Here is a 14768-nt window from a genome sequence, read left to right on the forward strand (position 1 = left end):
TCCCTGGCCTGTCCGCGGGTACCTACGCCCGCCGGCCGCTCCGACCGAGCACAGCGCAGGATCCAACCGAAAGGTCGCGACGTTCACATGCCCGTCCACGCCCCCGCCGCTCTGTGCAGGCTCACCGGCCGGATCGTGCGCGCGGGTCTGCCCCGCCGCACCGTACGGTTGCGGCTGACCGCCTTGTACGGAGGGCTGTTCCTGGTGTCCGGCGCCGCGCTGCTCGCGGTCACGTACGGCCTGGTGGCCGGCGCCGTCGACCGTCCGCCCATGGTCCTGAAGCGGGAGGTGACCGTGGCCGCCCCCAGCCCGAGCGCACCGGCCGGCCGGGCATCCGGGAACGAGGGGACACGGCCTGCCGAGCCCGGCGACCGGGCCGCCATGGACACCGCCATGGCGGCCCTGCAGAAGGATGCACAGCGGACCGTCGACCACCAGAAGTCCGCCATGCTGCACACCCTGCTGGTCCAGTCGGGGATCGCCCTGGGCCTGATGTCGCTGACATCCGTGCTGCTGGGCTGGGTGGTGGCTGGCCGTGTCCTGCGCCCGCTGCGGACCATCACCTCCACCGCACAGGACATCTCGGCGACCAGCTTGCACCGGCGGCTGGCCCTGGCCGGCCCGCGGGACGAACTGCGGGAGCTGGGCGACACGTTCGACGCGCTGCTGACCCGGCTCGACGGTTCCTTCCAAGCGCAGCGGCAGTTCGTCGCCAACGCATCCCACGAGCTGCGTACGCCGCTGGCCCGCCAGCGCGTGCTGGGCCAGGTCGCCCTGGCCGACCCCGAACCGACCGTCGAGTCCCTGCGCACGGCCCACGAACGGATACTTGCCGCCGGACGGCAGCAGGAACGGCTCATCGAAGCGCTGCTGACCCTGGCCCGCGGCCACGCGGGCCTTGACGAGCGCCACCCCTTCGACCTGGCCCGGCTCGCCCGGGAAGCCGTGGCCGCGCGCGCCACCGCGGCCCACGAACGGCAGGTGACGCTGCGCCCCCAGGCCGGCGCGGCCGTCTCCTCGGGCCACCGGGCGCTCGCCGAACGGCTGGTGGCCAATCTGCTGGACAACGCGATCCGCTACAACATGCCCGGCGGGCAGGTCGACGTCACCACCGGCACACAGGCCGGCCGCGCGGTCCTCACGGTCGCCAATACCGGCCCGGACGTGCCCGCGGACGCCGTCGAGCGGATCCTCCTGCCCTTCCAGCGTCTCGGCCCGGCTCGCACCGGCAGCGGCGCCCGCGGCGCGTCGTCCCAGGGGTTCGGCTTGGGCCTGTCCATCGTCTCGGCCATCGCGGCCGCCCACGATGCCACCCTCACCGCCGCCCCGCGGCCCGGCGGCGGCCTGGTCGTCACGGTCGGCTTCCCCACCGCGACGACGCAACCGCCGTGAAACCGCCCGCCGCGTAGAACGTCCGTCAGCGACGCCGCACCGACCGCGGCGACGCCCACGGCACGACCGACGCGAGTTCAGGAGCACTCCGCATGAGCAACACACCGGCCGACCCGCTGCCGACCGATCCCACGCCGACCGACCCCACGCCGACCGACCCCGTACCGGCCGAGCCCGCGGCCACCCAAGCGCCGTCGGCGGGCCGCAGGCTCGGCCACCGCCGGATCGGGCTGCTGCGGCAGCGGCGTGTACTGGTCACGACCGGGATCGCCGTACTCGCGGGCAGCGTGCTCGTCACCGCCCTGACCGCGTCCGCCAGCCCATCGGCAGAGCCGGACCAGGCCGACCGGCCCGCTGCCTGCGCACCGCAGGACCCGACCAGCCCCCAGCCGCCCGCGCAGGACCCGGCCCCGACCTCCGTCAGCACGGTGGAGCAGGCGTACTACTGCATCTTCGACAACTATTACGGCGGTTCCCGGCTCGATGACCGCCCACTGCTCCAGTACGCCGCCCAGGCCGTCGTCCGGGAACTGCGCAAACGCGATGTCGACCAGCCGTTCGCGGTCCTGCCGACGCTGACCGGCGACCGGGACAAGGACTGGCCGCTCTTCGCCAAGCGGCTCCAGGAAGTGCTGGACGCGGTGCCGGACGACCAGGCGCTGCGCTCCTCACTCGCCGTGGCCGCGATCCAGGGGATGCTCACGGCCTTGCACGACAACCACGCCGACTACCAGGGTCCCGGCAGCCCGGGTGCCACGCCGGACGCCCACCCGTGGGGCCTGGGCATCGGGCTGAACAGAACCCTTCCCCCGGCCGCGACCGCCCCGGACTTCACCGGTCCGCTCTTCCTCACCACGGTCGGCACCGGTACTCCCGCCGCCGCGGCCGGGCTCAAGCCCGGAGACGTCATCGAGGCGGTGAACAATGTCCCGGTCTTCACCAACGGGCAGCTCAACCCGGGAGTTGTGGACTCCCTCCACCCCTCGTATCCCCGGCGCGTCCCGGTGACCCTCACCGTACGGCGACCCGCCACCGACCGGACCCGGCGCGTGCGTGTCACTCCCGGCTCGCTGCCCGCGCAGCCCAAGCCGCGCGTGGACGTCACCCTGGTGGCCGGCGGCATCGCCAACGTCCGCCTGGACGCCTTCTATCCGGGCGCGGCCCAGGAAGCCCTCAAGGCCATCGACGACCTCAACGCGACCACCAAGCTCACCGGCATCATCTTCGACCTGCGCGGCAACCGCGGCGGCGTCGCCGACGAGGGCAACAAGCTGATGGGCGCGTTCGTCCACGACGCATCGGCCGTTTCCTTCTGCGACGCCGACGGCGACTGCGACCCCCAGCCCGTCGACAACAGCACCCCTTTGCTGCACCTGCCCATGGTCACGCTCACCGACGACGGCTGCGCCTCCGCGTGCGAGGTGTTCGCGACGGGTGTCAAGGACCTCCACCTGGGCGCCCTCGTCGGCACCCGCACCGCGGGAGTGAACTCCGGCCCCGCCCGCCTGTACGCGCTCAACGATCACACCAGCCTGATCCGCTTGCCGTCGCAGCGCGTCATCGGCGCGAACGGCGAGATCATCGACGGTGTCGGCGTCCCCCCGGACCACTTCGCGCCGCTGACCGCGGCGGACGTGTCCACCGGCAAGGACCCGGCCCTCGACAAGGCGACAGCGATCCTCTCGTCGTAGCCGACGCGGCGGCCCTGCCTCTGGTGAACTGCGGATCAAGTCTCAGAAACGGCGGAGCACGGCCTGTTTGACGGCGGTGAACTCCTCCTCCGTGAGCACCCCGTTGCTGCGCAGCTCGCCGAGCTCGCGCAGCCGGCGCAGCAGCGCGTCGTGATCCGTGTCACCGCCCCCGTCGCCGCCCTGCCCGGCCCCGGCCCCGATCGCGGCGGGATCCTTCGTCAGCGCCACCGGGACGGCGTCGGCGGGCTCCGGCGGCCCGGCGGGGTGCGGCAGCCGGGCCGTGACCGCGGCCGCGACCAGGGCCATCAGCGGGTCCCTCTTGAGGCCGTACATCACGACGGCGTACGGGTCGTACTTGGGCGGGGCCGAGGTCGGGACCTTGAACAGGGCGAAGCGGAGGTAGCCGTTCTCCAGGCCCTTGGCCGGGCTCCACTGCACCGCCTCGACGTCCGACACCGGGAAGACGCGTGGCCCGCCCGACTTCTTGGCCTGCTCGGTCTTCCAGTTCCACTCCAGGCGGATCTGCTCGCCGTCGAAGGAGGCCGTGCCGTCGCCCGCCGAGGCCGACAGCGGCACCGAGGGGCCCGGGAGCAGATAGCGGTCGCAGGGCCCGGCGTCCACCTGCTCCAGCAGGAGGGCCTGGCGCACCTCGTCGACCATGTACTCGGCGACGCCCGCGCGCTCGGACTCCACCGGCAGCTGATACGGGTCGGCGGCCTCCGGCAGCTCGCCGCCCGCCGCCTGGAGCAGCGGGTCCGCGCCCTCGCGCAGCTTCAGCCGCAGCCGCCCGGTCCGGCGCCCCGGCTCGTACGCGATGCCCGCCAGCGCCTCCAGCGGCACCGCGAGTTCGCCGAGCGCCTGGCGCGCCGGGTTCACGCGCTTGTCCCGGCCGGGGACGATCCGCACGGTGTCGCCGTCGAAGCTCCACGTTCCATCGCGCTGGGTGATTTCCGCCATGGCGTGAATTCTGACAGGTGAACAGACACGCATTGGTCTGGACCTTGACCTCAACTGGGCTGCGCGGTAAGCAGGATGTACGCCTGGTTCGCTTGGTCCGCCTTGTCCGTCTGCCGAAGGGAACGCCATGGGACGACGCCGGATCCGCCTCCGCCTCCTGTGCTCCCTGCTGCTCGCCGTGGCGGCGAGTACGGGCACCGCCGGCGCCGCGCAACCGGGCGCCACCGAGGCGGGCGCCACCGAGGCGGGCGCCACGGCCGCCGGGGTGCGACCGGTGCCGCTGGACCGGGTGGTGCCCGCCCCCGCCTCCGTACGGCCCGCGGAGACCCCGTACACGCTCGGCCCGCGCACCCGGATCCTGGTGGCCCCCGGCTCCCGCGCGGCGCGCCAGGTGGGCGACTATCTGGCGGGCGTGCTGCGCCCCTCCACCGGGTACCGGCTGCCGGTCACCGCGCACGGGGGCGGTGACGGCATCCGGCTGCGGCTCGTCGGCGAGGCGGCCGGCGGGCGCGGCCTCGGGGCGGAGGGCTATCGGCTGGAGGTGACCCGGCGCGGGATCACCATCAGCGCCCGCGAGCCCGCGGGCCTGTTCCACGGCGTCCAGACCCTGCGCCAGCTGCTGCCGGCCGCCGTCGAGCGGAAGACCTCGCAGCCCGGCCCCTGGACCGTCTCCGGCGGCACCGTCACCGATGTGCCGCGCTACGCCTACCGGGGCGCGATGCTCGATGTGTCCCGGCACTTCTTCACCGTCCGCCAGGTCAAGACCTATATCGACCAGCTCGCCCTCTACAAGATCAACACCCTGCATCTGCATCTGTCGGACGACCAGGGGTGGCGGATCGCCATCGACTCCTGGCCCAGGCTCGCGACCTACGGCGGCTCCACCCAGGTCGGCGGCGGGCCCGGCGGCTTCTACACCAAGGCCGACTACCGGGAGATCGTGCGGTACGCGGCGAGCCGCCATCTGACCGTCGTCCCCGAGATCGACATGCCGGGTCACACCAACGCCGCGCTCGCCTCCTACGCCGAGCTGAACTGCGACGGCGTCGCACCCCCGCTCTACACCGGCACCGAGGTCGGCTTCAGCTCGCTGTGCGCGCCCAAGGAGGTGACGTACGACTTCGCGGACGACGTCATCCGGGAGCTCGCCGCGCTCACCCCCGGCCGCTATCTCCATATCGGCGGGGACGAGGCGCACTCCACCAGCCACGAGGACTTCGTCGCCTTCATGGACCGGGTCCAGCCCATCGTCGCCAAGTACGGCAAGACGGTGATCGGCTGGCATCAGCTGACCGGCGCCCGGCCCGCGAAGGGGGCCATCGCCCAGTACTGGGGGCAGGACGGCAGCGAGAAGGAGGTCGCGGACGCGGCCAGGGCGGGCACCCGGCTGATCCTCTCGCCCGCCAACCGCGCCTACCTGGACATGAAGTACGACGAGGACACGCCGCTGGGGCAGGACTGGGCCGGGCTGGTGGACGCCCGGCAGTCCTACGACTGGGACCCGGGCACCTATATCCAGGGCGCGCCGGCGTCCTCGGTCCTCGGGGTCGAGGCGCCGCTGTGGACGGAGACCCTCTCGACGAGCGCGCACCTCGAGTACATGGCCTTCCCCCGGCTCCCGGGCATCGCCGAGCTCGGCTGGTCCCCGTCCGCCACGCACGACTGGGCCGGGTACCGGGTACGGCTGGCCGCGCAGGGGCCGCGCTGGGACGCGCTCGGCATCGACTACTACCGCTCGCCCCAGGTGCCGTGGCCCACGCGCTGAGCGGCGCGGGCCACGGCCGTACGGGCCATGGCCGAGTGGGTCAGCCCGCGAGGCCCAGATCGCGGGCGATCAGCATCCGCTGGACCTCGCTGGTGCCCTCGCCGATCTCCAGGATCTTGGAGTCCCGCCACATCCGGGCCACCGGATACTCGTTCATAAAGCCATATCCGCCGTGCACCTGGGTGGCCTCCCGCGCATTGGTCACCGCGACCTCGGAGGAGTAGAGCTTGGCGATCGACGCCTCCTTCTTGAACGGCTCCCCGCGCACCAGCCGCGAGGCCGCGTCCCGCCAGGCCACCCGGGCCATATGCGCCCGCATCTCCATGTCCGCGATCTTGAACTGGATGGCCTGGTTGGCGCCGATGGGGCGGCCGAACGCCTCGCGGGTCTTCGCGTAGGCCACCGACTCGTCCACACAGCCCTGGGCCAGGCCGGTGGCCATCGCGGAGATCGCGATCCGGCCCTCGTCGAGGATCCGCAGGAACTGGGCGTAGCCGCGGCCCTGCTCGCCGAGCAGATGGTCCGCCGGGACCCGGCAGTCGGAGAAGGACAGCTCGCGGGTGTCCGACGCGTTCCACCCGACCTTGGAGTAGGGCGCGGCGACGGTCAGGCCGGGGGTGCCCGAGGGGACGATGATCGTGGAGATCCGGGGGCTGCCGTCGGGCTTGCGGCCGGTGACCGCGGTGACCGTGATCAGCGCGGTGATGTCCGTGCCGGAGTTGGTGATGAAGCACTTGGTGCCGTTGATCACCCACTCGTTCGTGGCCTCGTCCAACCGGGCGGTGGTGCGCGTGGCGCCCGCGTCGGAGCCGCCACCGGGCTCCGTCAGGCCGAACGCGCCCAGGGACTCGCCCGAGCACAGGCCCGGCAGCCACTGGCGCTTCTGCTCCTCCGTGCCGTAGCGGAAGATCGGCATCGCGCCCAGCGAGACGCCCGCCTCCAGCGTGACCGCCACGGAGGAGTCCACCCGGGCCAGCTCCTCGATGGCCAGACAGAGCGCGAAGTAGTCGCCGCCCATGCCGCCGTACTCCTCGGGGAAGGGCAGCCCGAACAGGCCCATCCGGCCCATGTCGCGGACGATCTCGTACGGGAACTCATGCTGCTCCCAGAACTCCCCGATCTTCGGGGCGACCACGTCGTGCGCGAACGCCTCGACGGTGCGGCGCAGTTCCTCGTGCTCGGGAGAGAGGCGGTGGTCGGTCGACATGGCTCAGATCTCCTTCGGGGAGAGCGCACGGACGGTACGGGAGGGGCTCGGCCGGCCCAGATGGCGGGCCATCCACGCGCTGGTGGCGGCGAGCCGGCGCAGATCGACCCCGGTCTCGATGCCGAGGCCGTCGAGCATCCACACCAGGTCTTCGGTGGCGAGATTGCCGGTCGCGCTCTTCGCGTACGGGCAGCCGCCGAGGCCGCCGGCGGAGGCGTCGACGCAAGTGACGCCGTACTGAAGCGCCGCGAGGGTGTTGGCCAGCGCCTGGCCGTAGGTGTCGTGGAAATGGACCGCGAGCCTGGTCGCCGGGATGCTTGCCTCGCTCAGGGCGGACAGCAGCTCCAGCACATGGCCGGGGGTGGCCACGCCGATGGTGTCGCCCAGGCTCAGCTCCTCGCACCCCATGTCCAGCAGGCGGCGGGCGACCGAGACCGTCTGTGAGACGGGGACCGCGCCCTCCCACGGGTCGCCGAAACACATCGACAGATAGCCGCGCACCCCGGCGCCCGCGGCGCGGGCCTCGGCGACCACGGGCTCGAACATCTCCAGCACCTCGCCCACCGAGCGGTTGAGGTTGGCGCGGGCGAAGGACTCGGTGACGCTGGCGAAGACGGCGACATCGCGCGCGCCGAGCGCCAACGCGCGCTCCAGGCCGCGCTTGTTCGGCACCAGCACGGGCAGCCGGGCCTCGGTGCCCTCCAGCAGCGGCATCAGCTCCTCGGCGTCGGCCAGCTGGGGCACCCACTTGGGGTGGACGAAGCTCGTCGCCTCGACGGTGGTCAGCCCCGCCTCGACGAGCCGCCGGATGAACTCCGCCTTCACCGCCACGGGGACCAGCGTCTTCTCGTTCTGAAGCCCGTCCCGGGGGCCCACTTCATGGATGCGCACCCGGGCGGGCAGCCCGGGGGCCGGGAAGGTCATGGGGAGGCTGTCGGGGAGGGCCATCACTCACGCTCCTCGGTGTCGTGCGGGGTGACGACCGCCAGCGGCTGGTCCATGGCGACCGTGGAGCCGGGGGTCACATCGAGCTCGGTGACGGTGCCGTCGTGCGGGGCGGAGATGACGTGCTCCATCTTCATGGCCTCGACCACCACCAGCCCCTGCCCGGCGGTGACCCGGTCGCCGACGGCCGCCTTGACCACCGTGACCGTGCCGGGCATGGGCGCGGTGAGCTCCCCGGCGTGGGCGCCGGCCGCCCCGCCGCGCAGCGCCGCCTCCACCGGGTCGTGGTCGGCGACCTGCCAGGCGTCGCCGTCCCGGCCCAGCCAGTGGCCGGCGCCCCGCGCGGCGTACGCGAAGGTGTGGGTGACGCCGCCCCAGTCCAGCACGGCCCTGTCCACGGCGCCTGCCTCGGACAGGGTGAGCCGCGCGCGGACCGTCGCGTCGGCGGTGGGCGTCTCGGGCGTCTCGGGGGCGTCCGGGCCCGCCACCCATACCTCCGCGTCATGGGCCCGGCCGCGCACTCGGACGGTCACCGGGGGGTGTCCGGGCACCCGCAGCGCATGGACGGTCCAGGCCGGCTCGCCGCCCAGCCGCCAGCCGGTCGGGACGGAGAACGGGTCGACCCAGCCCGAACCGGCCATGGCGGCAGGCCCGCCCGGCTCCAGCGCCGCCTGGCGCAGCAGGGCCGCCGCCGCGTACACCTCGTCCGGGATGGTGGCGGGGACCAGGCCGGGGGCCTCGCGGTCGACGAGGCCGGTGTCCAGGTCGCCGGAGGCCACGGCCGGGTGGGCGGCGAGGCGGCGCAGAAAGCCGGTGTTGGTGTCCAGGCCCAGGGTGGTGGTGCGGGCCAGCGCCGCGCGCAGCCGGCGCAGGGCGGTGGGGCGGTCGGGGCCGTGGGCGACGACCTTGGCGAGCATCGGGTCGTACACCGTGCCGACCTCGGTGCCGACGGCCAGCCCGGAGTCGACCCGCAGGCCCTCCCCGTCCGGCTCGGACAGCGCCAGCACGGTGCCCGCCGAGGGCAGGAAGTCGACGGTGCCCGACGCGGTGATACGGGCGGTCTCCGCGCAGATGCGGGCCTCGACGGCGTGGCCGGTGAAGGTGATGTCGTCCTGGGCGAGCGGCAGATGCTCGCCGGCCGCGATCCGCAGCTGCCACTCCACCAGGTCGAGCCCCGTGATGAGCTCGGTCACCGGGTGCTCGACCTGGAGGCGGGTGTTCATCTCCATGAAGCAGTACGCCGCCGGGTCGTCGCCCGGGACGATGAACTCCACCGTGCCCGCGCCCACATAGCCGCAGGAGCGCGCCGCCTGGACCGCGGCCTCGCCCATGACCGCCCGGGTGGCGGCGTCCAGAAGGGGGCTCGGCGCCTCCTCGATGATCTTCTGATGGCGGCGCTGCAACGAGCACTCGCGCTCACCGAGGTGGATGACGTGGCCATGGCCGTCGGCCAGCACCTGGATCTCGATGTGCCGCGGGCGGTCGATCCAGCGCTCGACCAGCAGCGTGTCATCGCCGAACGCGCCGCGGGCCTCGCGCCGCGCGGCCGCGATCTCATCCGCGAGCCGCGCCTCCTCCCGCACCAGCCGCATGCCCTTGCCGCCGCCGCCCGCCGAGGGCTTGAGCAGCACCGGCATGCCGATCTCGCGGGCGGCGTCCGCGAGCTGGGTGTCGGTCAGGGCGCTGCCCGTGGAGCCGGGCACCACGGGCACGCCCGCCGCCCGCACGCTCTCCTTGGCGCGGATCTTGTCGCCCATCAGCTCGATCGCGGCCGCGGGCGGGCCGATGAAGGCGAGCCCGGCGCCGGTGCAGGCGCGTGCGAAGGCCGCGTTCTCCGCGAGGAAGCCATAGCCGGGGTGCAGGGCCTGGGCGCCGGCCCGGTCGGCCGCGTCCAGCAGCCGCTTGGCCGACAGATAGCTCTCGGCGGGGCTCGCCGGGCCCAGCCTGACCGCCGTGTCCGCCTCGCGCACATGCAGCGCGTCGGCGTCGGCGTCGCTGAACACGGCGACCGAGCGCACACCGAGCCGCCGCAGCGTACGGATCACCCGGACGGCGATCTCCCCGCGGTTGGCCACCAGGACTGTCTCGAACATCGGGCTCACACTCTTCAGCTCCACGGTCCCTCACATCCGGAAGACGCCGAAGCCGGGCGTCACGGGATCCTGGCCGGGCTTGCCGGGAAGCGGCGCGTTCGCACAGGCGGTGAGGGCGAGGCCCAGCACCGTGCGGGTCTCCAGGGGGTCGATCACGCCGTCGTCCCACAGCCGCGCCGTCGCGTAGTAGGCGTTTCCCTGGGTCTCGTACTGCTCGCGGATCGGCGCCCGGAACGCCTCCTCCTCGTCCGCCGGCCACTCCTCGCCGCGCGCCTCCAGCTGGTCGCGCTTGACGGTGGCCAGCACGGAGGCCGCCTGCTCGCCGCCCATCACCGAGATCTTCGCGTTCGGCCACATCCACAGGAAGCGCGGCGAATAGGCGCGCCCGCACATCGAGTAGTTGCCCGCGCCGTACGAGCCGCCGACGACGACCGTGAGCTTGGGCACGCGGGTGCAGGCCACGGCGGTGACCATCTTGGCGCCGTGCTTGGCGATGCCGCCCGCCTCATAGCTGCGGCCGACCATGAAGCCCGAGATGTTCTGAAGGAACACCAGCGGGATGCCGCGCTGGTCGCACAACTCGATGAAATGGGCGCCCTTCTGGGCCGATTCGGAGAACAGGATGCCGTTGTTGGCGACGATGCCCACCGGATGGCCCATGATGTGCGCGAAGCCCGTCACCAGGGTCGTGCCGAACTCGGCCTTGAACTCGGCGAACCGCGAGCCGTCCACCACCCGCGCGATCACCTCGCGCACGTCGTACGGCGTGCGCGAGTCGACCGGCACCGCCCCGTAGAGCCCCGCCGGGTCGACCGCGGGCTCCTCGGAGGGTGTCACCTGCCACGGCAGCTCCCCGCGCGCGGGCAGGGGCGCGGGGAGCGTCGAGACGATCGTGCGGACGATGCGCAGGGCGTGGGCGTCGCTCTCCGCGAGGTGGTCGGTGACGCCGGAGACCTTGGAGTGGACCTCGCCGCCGCCCAGCTCCTCGGCCGTGACGACCTCGCCCGTCGCCGCCTTCACCAGCGGCGGCCCGCCCAGGAAGATGGTGCCCTGCCCGCGCACGATGACCGCCTCGTCGCTCATCGCCGGGACATACGCCCCGCCCGCTGTGCAGGACCCGAGCACCGCCGCGATCTGCGGGATGCCGGCGCCCGACATCCGCGCCTGGTTGTAGAAGATCCGGCCGAAGTGGTCCCGGTCGGGGAAGACCTCGTCCTGCATGGGCAGGAAGGCTCCTCCGGAGTCGACCAGATACACGCACGGCAGGCGATTCTCCAGCGCGACCTCCTGGGCGCGCAGATGCTTCTTGACCGTCATCGGGTAGTAGGTGCCGCCCTTGACCGTGGCGTCATTGGCGATCACGACCACCTCGCGGCCCGCCACTCGCCCGATCCCCGCGATCACGCCCGCCGCCGGGGCCTGGCCGCCGTACATCCCGTCGGCCGCGAGCGGGGCCAGCTCCAGGAACGGCGAGCCCGCGTCCAGCACGGTGTCGACCCGGTCGCGGGGGAGCAGCTTGCCGCGCGCGGTGTGCCGCGCCCGCGCCTTTTCGCCGCCGCCCAGCCGCGCCGCGGCCAGCTTCTCGCGCAGCCGCGCGGCCAGCTCGCGGTGCGCGGCCTCATTGGCCGCCCAGGCGTCGGACGCCGGATCGGCGGCGCTGCCCAGCACCGGTGCCTGCTCCATGACTACGGGCTCCCTTGCTCGTGGTCCGGTTAATGAGCGTTAACCCATCCCTGCCAGGTTAACGACCACTAACGCCGCTGTCTAGAATCTCTTCCATGAGCACGCAAGCCCCTGCCCCCACCCGCCGCGAGCAGATCCTGAAGGAGGCGGCGCGCCTGTTCGCCGAGCGCGGCTTCCACGGCGTCGGCGTCGACGAGATAGGCGCGGCGGTCGGCATCAGCGGACCGGGCCTCTACCGCCACTTCGCGGGCAAGGAGGCCATGCTGGCCGAGCTGCTGGTCGGCATCAGCGGCCGGCTCCTGGCGGGCGGCAAGCAGCGCGCCGCCGAGGCCTCGGAGCGGGAGCGGGACCCGGCCGCGGTACTGGACTCGCTGGTCCGGAGCCATATCGACTTCGCCCTCGACGACCGCCCGCTGATCATCCTCCACGACCGCGAGCTGGACCGGCTCCGGGACACCGACCGCAAGCTGGTGCGCTCGCTCCAGCGGCAGTACGTCGAGCTGTGGGTCCAGGTGGTGCGCGAGGTCCATCCGCGGCTCGCCGAGCCCGAGGCGCGGGTGTGCGTCCACGCCGTGTTCGGCCTGCTCAACTCCACCCCGCACCTCAGTCGCCCCGGCACCCTCCCGGGCCGCGCGGCCGCCGCCGAGCTGCTGCACCGCCTGGCGCTCGGCGCCTTCAGCGCCGCGGCGGACGGGGGCGCTCCGGACGCCGGGGGCGAAGCCGGATCCGAAGCCCGGTCCGAAGCCGGGTCCGGGGCCTGAGCCGCGGGCCCGCCGGGCGGGGGCGGACAGGCCTGGACAGGCGGCCGACCGGCCGGTAGCTTTCGCTGAGCAAGCGCTTAGCCAGCTGACCGAGGAGGCCGCCGCAGATGCGCCGCACGGTGTTCAACGAGGACCACGAGGCGTTCCGGGAGACCATCCGCGACTTCATCGCCGCCGAGGTCGTGCCGTACTACGAGGAGTGGCGGGAGGCCGGCCAGGCCCCGCGCGCGTTCTACAAGAAACTCGGCGAGCTGGGCATCTTCGGCATCGAGGTGCCCGAGGAGTACGGCGGCGCGGGCGAGACCAGCTTCAAGTTCAACGCGATCATCACCGAGGAGACCGCCCGGGCCGGGGTCAGCTTCGGCGGCAGCGGCGTGCACACCGCGCTGTGCCTGCCGTACCTCCTCAAGTACGCCACCGAGGAGCAGAAGCGGCGCTGGCTGCCCCCGTTCGTCTCCGGCGACCTGATGACCGCCATCGCCATGACCGAGCCGGGCACCGGCTCCGACCTGGCGGGCATGAAGACCACCGCCAAGCTGTCCGAGGACGGCACGCACTACGTCCTCAACGGCGCCAAGACCTTCATCACCGGCGGCGTGCTCGCCGACCGCGTCCTGGTCTGCGCCCGCACCGCCCCCGCCACCCCCGAGGACCGCCGCGGCGGCATATCCATCCTCGTCGTCGACACCAGGAGCGAGGGCTACGCGGTCGGCCGCAAGCTGGAGAAGCTGGGCCTGAAGACCTCCGACACCGCCGAGCTGTCCTTCACCGACGTCAGGGTGCCGGCCCGGGACCTGCTGGGCGAGGAGGGCCGGGCGTTCGAGTACCTCGCCCACAACCTCCCGCAGGAGCGCCTGGGCATCGCCGTCAGCGCCTACGCGCAGGCCGCGGCGGCCGTCGAGTTCGCCAAGGCGTATGTGGCGGACCGTACGATCTTCGGCAAGACGGTGGCGTCCTTCCAGAACACCAAGTTCGCGCTCGCCGACTGCAAGTCCGAGGTGGACGCGATGCAGGCGGTCGTCGACCGGGCCCTGGAGGCGCACGACGCCGGCGAGCTCACCGCCGCCGACGCCGCCTCCGCGAAGCTCTTCACCACCGAGCGCGCGGCCGTCGTGATCGACAAGTGCCTCCAGCTGCACGGCGGTTACGGCTACATGATGGAGTACCCCATCGCCCGGCTGTACGCGGACACCCGCGTCACCCGCATCTACGGCGGCACCAGCGAGGTCATGCGGTCCATCGTCGCGAAGTCGATGGGCCTTTGAGCCCCGCAAGACCTGTAAGACCCGAGCCATCTTGGTCTGCAAAACTCCTTAAACCATGAACGAAGCACCACAAGGAGCACCGCGGGGCGCATCGCCCAGCGCGCTCCAGAACCTGCTGGATCTGCTCGACCTCGAGCGGATCGACGAGGACATCTTCCGCGGCACCAGCGGCGCGGCACCCCTGGTGCCGCGCGTCTTCGGCGGCCAGGTCGCCGCCCAGGCCCTGATCGCGGCCGGCCGTACCGTCCCGGCCGACCGCCCGGCGCACTCGCTGCACTCCTACTTCCTGCGCCCCGGCGACCCGAACGTGCCCATCGTCTACACCGTCGACCGCATCCGCGACGGCTTCTCCTTCACCACCCGCCGGGTGGTCGCGGTCCAGCACGGCCGGCCGATCTTCCACCTCTCGGCGTCCTTCCAGCGCCACGAGGAGGGGCTCGAGCACCAGGAGCCGATGCCCGAGGTGCCCGACCCGCTCACCCTCCCGGCGGGCGAGGAACTGCTGCCCCGGTACGCGCACCTCTTCAGCGGCCCGAGCGTGATCGAGCGGATGCTGGAGGCGCGGGGCGCGATCGACCTGCGGTACGTGGACGCGCCGCCGTACGCGAGCGTGGGGCAGCCGCGCGAGCCGAAGTCGCAGGTTTGGTTCCGGACGAACGGCAAACTGGACGGTGTCGCCGACGACCCCCTGATGCACATCTGCCTGGTCACCTACGTCTCCGACATGACGCTGCTGGACTCGGTGCTGCTCGCCCACGGCCGCGGCGGCTGGGTGGTCGGCGACATCGTCGGCGCCAGCCTGGACCACGCCATGTGGTTCCACCGCCCGTTCCGCGCGGACGAGTGGCTCCTGTACGACCAGGAGAGCCCCTCCGCGTCCGGTGGGAGGGGCCTGGCCAAGGGTCGTATCTTCACCGCCGACGGTCAGCTGGCGGTCTCGGTGATCCAGGAAGGCGTCATGCGCGTCCCGCGCCCCCGTTGACGACGGGCCCTGGGGTCCGGTTCGGGC

At 72.8% G+C, this 14768-nt stretch carries 11 protein-coding genes; 6 read left to right on the forward strand and 5 right to left on the reverse strand.

The window, feature by feature from the left end; translation table 11 throughout:
• The first annotated feature begins 87 nt into the window (after positions 1–87).
• Together ACH4S9_RS01895 and ACH4S9_RS01900 are read left to right on the forward strand one after the other, a co-directional pair.
• A complete protein-coding gene (locus ACH4S9_RS01895) occupies positions 88–1392 on the forward strand; it encodes a sensor histidine kinase (protein WP_398369185.1) in 1305 nt (434 codons plus the stop codon).
• Between the two features lie 92 nt (positions 1393–1484).
• A complete protein-coding gene (locus tag ACH4S9_RS01900) occupies positions 1485–3083 on the forward strand; it encodes a S41 family peptidase (protein ID WP_398369187.1) in 1599 nt (532 codons plus the stop codon).
• Positions 3084–3125: 42 nt separating this feature from the next.
• On the opposite strand, the gene ACH4S9_RS01905 is transcribed toward ACH4S9_RS01900, so the two are convergent.
• Positions 3126–4040 carry a DUF4429 domain-containing protein gene (locus ACH4S9_RS01905; RefSeq protein WP_398369189.1) on the reverse strand — a complete coding sequence of 305 codons (915 nt, stop codon included), beginning with the start codon at positions 4038–4040 and terminating at the stop codon, positions 3126–3128.
• A gap of 127 nt (positions 4041–4167) precedes the next feature.
• On the opposite strand from ACH4S9_RS01905, the gene ACH4S9_RS01910 reads away from it, so the two are divergent.
• A complete protein-coding gene (locus tag ACH4S9_RS01910) occupies positions 4168–5805 on the forward strand; it encodes a beta-N-acetylhexosaminidase (RefSeq protein WP_398369191.1) in 1638 nt (545 codons plus the stop codon).
• Positions 5806–5845: 40 nt separating this feature from the next.
• Here ACH4S9_RS01910 and ACH4S9_RS01915 read toward each other — a convergent pair whose 3' ends face one another.
• From ACH4S9_RS01915 to ACH4S9_RS01930, 4 genes are read right to left on the reverse strand one after another with little or no spacing between them, the layout of a single operon-like run.
• Positions 5846–7012 (reverse strand): acyl-CoA dehydrogenase family protein, encoded by a 1167-nt coding sequence (locus tag ACH4S9_RS01915; RefSeq protein WP_385340691.1) that lies wholly within the window; start codon positions 7010–7012, stop codon positions 5846–5848.
• 3 nt (positions 7013–7015) lie between these two features.
• A complete protein-coding gene (locus ACH4S9_RS01920; RefSeq protein WP_311729698.1) occupies positions 7016–7960 on the reverse strand; it encodes a hydroxymethylglutaryl-CoA lyase in 945 nt (314 codons plus the stop codon).
• The gene (locus tag ACH4S9_RS01925) at positions 7960–10050 is read right to left on the reverse strand and encodes an acetyl/propionyl/methylcrotonyl-CoA carboxylase subunit alpha (protein ID WP_398369194.1); all 2091 of its coding nucleotides are present in this window, start codon (positions 10048–10050) and stop codon (positions 7960–7962) included. Before ACH4S9_RS01925 ends, ACH4S9_RS01920 begins: the two co-directional genes overlap by 1 nt.
• Before the next feature lie 30 nt (positions 10051–10080).
• Complete coding sequence (locus ACH4S9_RS01930; RefSeq protein WP_311729696.1) at positions 10081–11733, reverse strand: carboxyl transferase domain-containing protein; 1653 nt, start codon at positions 11731–11733, stop codon at positions 10081–10083.
• Between the two features lie 95 nt (positions 11734–11828).
• On the opposite strand from ACH4S9_RS01930, the gene ACH4S9_RS01935 reads away from it, so the two are divergent.
• The 3 genes from ACH4S9_RS01935 (at position 11829) to ACH4S9_RS01945 (ending at position 14741) form a co-directional block, all read left to right on the forward strand.
• Positions 11829–12494 (forward strand): TetR/AcrR family transcriptional regulator, encoded by a 666-nt coding sequence (locus ACH4S9_RS01935; RefSeq protein WP_398369196.1) that lies wholly within the window; start codon positions 11829–11831, stop codon positions 12492–12494.
• Between the two features lie 107 nt (positions 12495–12601).
• Positions 12602–13759 carry an acyl-CoA dehydrogenase family protein gene (locus tag ACH4S9_RS01940; RefSeq protein ID WP_398369198.1) on the forward strand — a complete coding sequence of 386 codons (1158 nt, stop codon included), beginning with the start codon at positions 12602–12604 and terminating at the stop codon, positions 13757–13759.
• Between the two features lie 55 nt (positions 13760–13814).
• Positions 13815–14741: an acyl-CoA thioesterase II gene (locus ACH4S9_RS01945; protein WP_311729693.1), complete on the forward strand. Its 927-nt coding sequence runs from the start codon at positions 13815–13817 to the stop codon at positions 14739–14741.
• The last annotated feature ends 27 nt before the right edge of the window (positions 14742–14768 follow it).

The organism is Streptomyces sp. NPDC021225 (assembly GCF_044332865.1).
In the GTDB taxonomy this organism is placed as follows: domain Bacteria; phylum Actinomycetota; class Actinomycetes; order Streptomycetales; family Streptomycetaceae; genus Streptomyces.

Bases quoted from the DNA above. Each gene is read 5' to 3' on its own strand.
- ACH4S9_RS01895 (WP_398369185.1), top strand. From the start codon at position 88: ATGCCCGTCCACGCCCCCGCCGCTCTGTGCAGGCTCACCGGCCGGATC.
- ACH4S9_RS01900 (WP_398369187.1), top strand. From the start codon at position 1,485: ATGAGCAACACACCGGCCGACCCGCTGCCGACCGATCCCACGCCGACC.
- ACH4S9_RS01905 (WP_398369189.1), bottom strand. From the start codon at position 4,040: ATGGCGGAAATCACCCAGCGCGATGGAACGTGGAGCTTCGACGGCGAC.
- ACH4S9_RS01910 (WP_398369191.1), top strand. From the start codon at position 4,168: ATGGGACGACGCCGGATCCGCCTCCGCCTCCTGTGCTCCCTGCTGCTC.
- ACH4S9_RS01915 (WP_385340691.1), bottom strand. From the start codon at position 7,012: ATGTCGACCGACCACCGCCTCTCTCCCGAGCACGAGGAACTGCGCCGC.
- ACH4S9_RS01920 (WP_311729698.1), bottom strand. From the start codon at position 7,960: ATGGCCCTCCCCGACAGCCTCCCCATGACCTTCCCGGCCCCCGGGCTG.
- ACH4S9_RS01925 (WP_398369194.1), bottom strand. From the start codon at position 10,050: ATGTTCGAGACAGTCCTGGTGGCCAACCGCGGGGAGATCGCCGTCCGG.
- ACH4S9_RS01930 (WP_311729696.1), bottom strand. From the start codon at position 11,733: ATGGAGCAGGCACCGGTGCTGGGCAGCGCCGCCGATCCGGCGTCCGAC.
- ACH4S9_RS01935 (WP_398369196.1), top strand. From the start codon at position 11,829: ATGAGCACGCAAGCCCCTGCCCCCACCCGCCGCGAGCAGATCCTGAAG.
- ACH4S9_RS01940 (WP_398369198.1), top strand. From the start codon at position 12,602: ATGCGCCGCACGGTGTTCAACGAGGACCACGAGGCGTTCCGGGAGACC.
- ACH4S9_RS01945 (WP_311729693.1), top strand. From the start codon at position 13,815: ATGAACGAAGCACCACAAGGAGCACCGCGGGGCGCATCGCCCAGCGCG.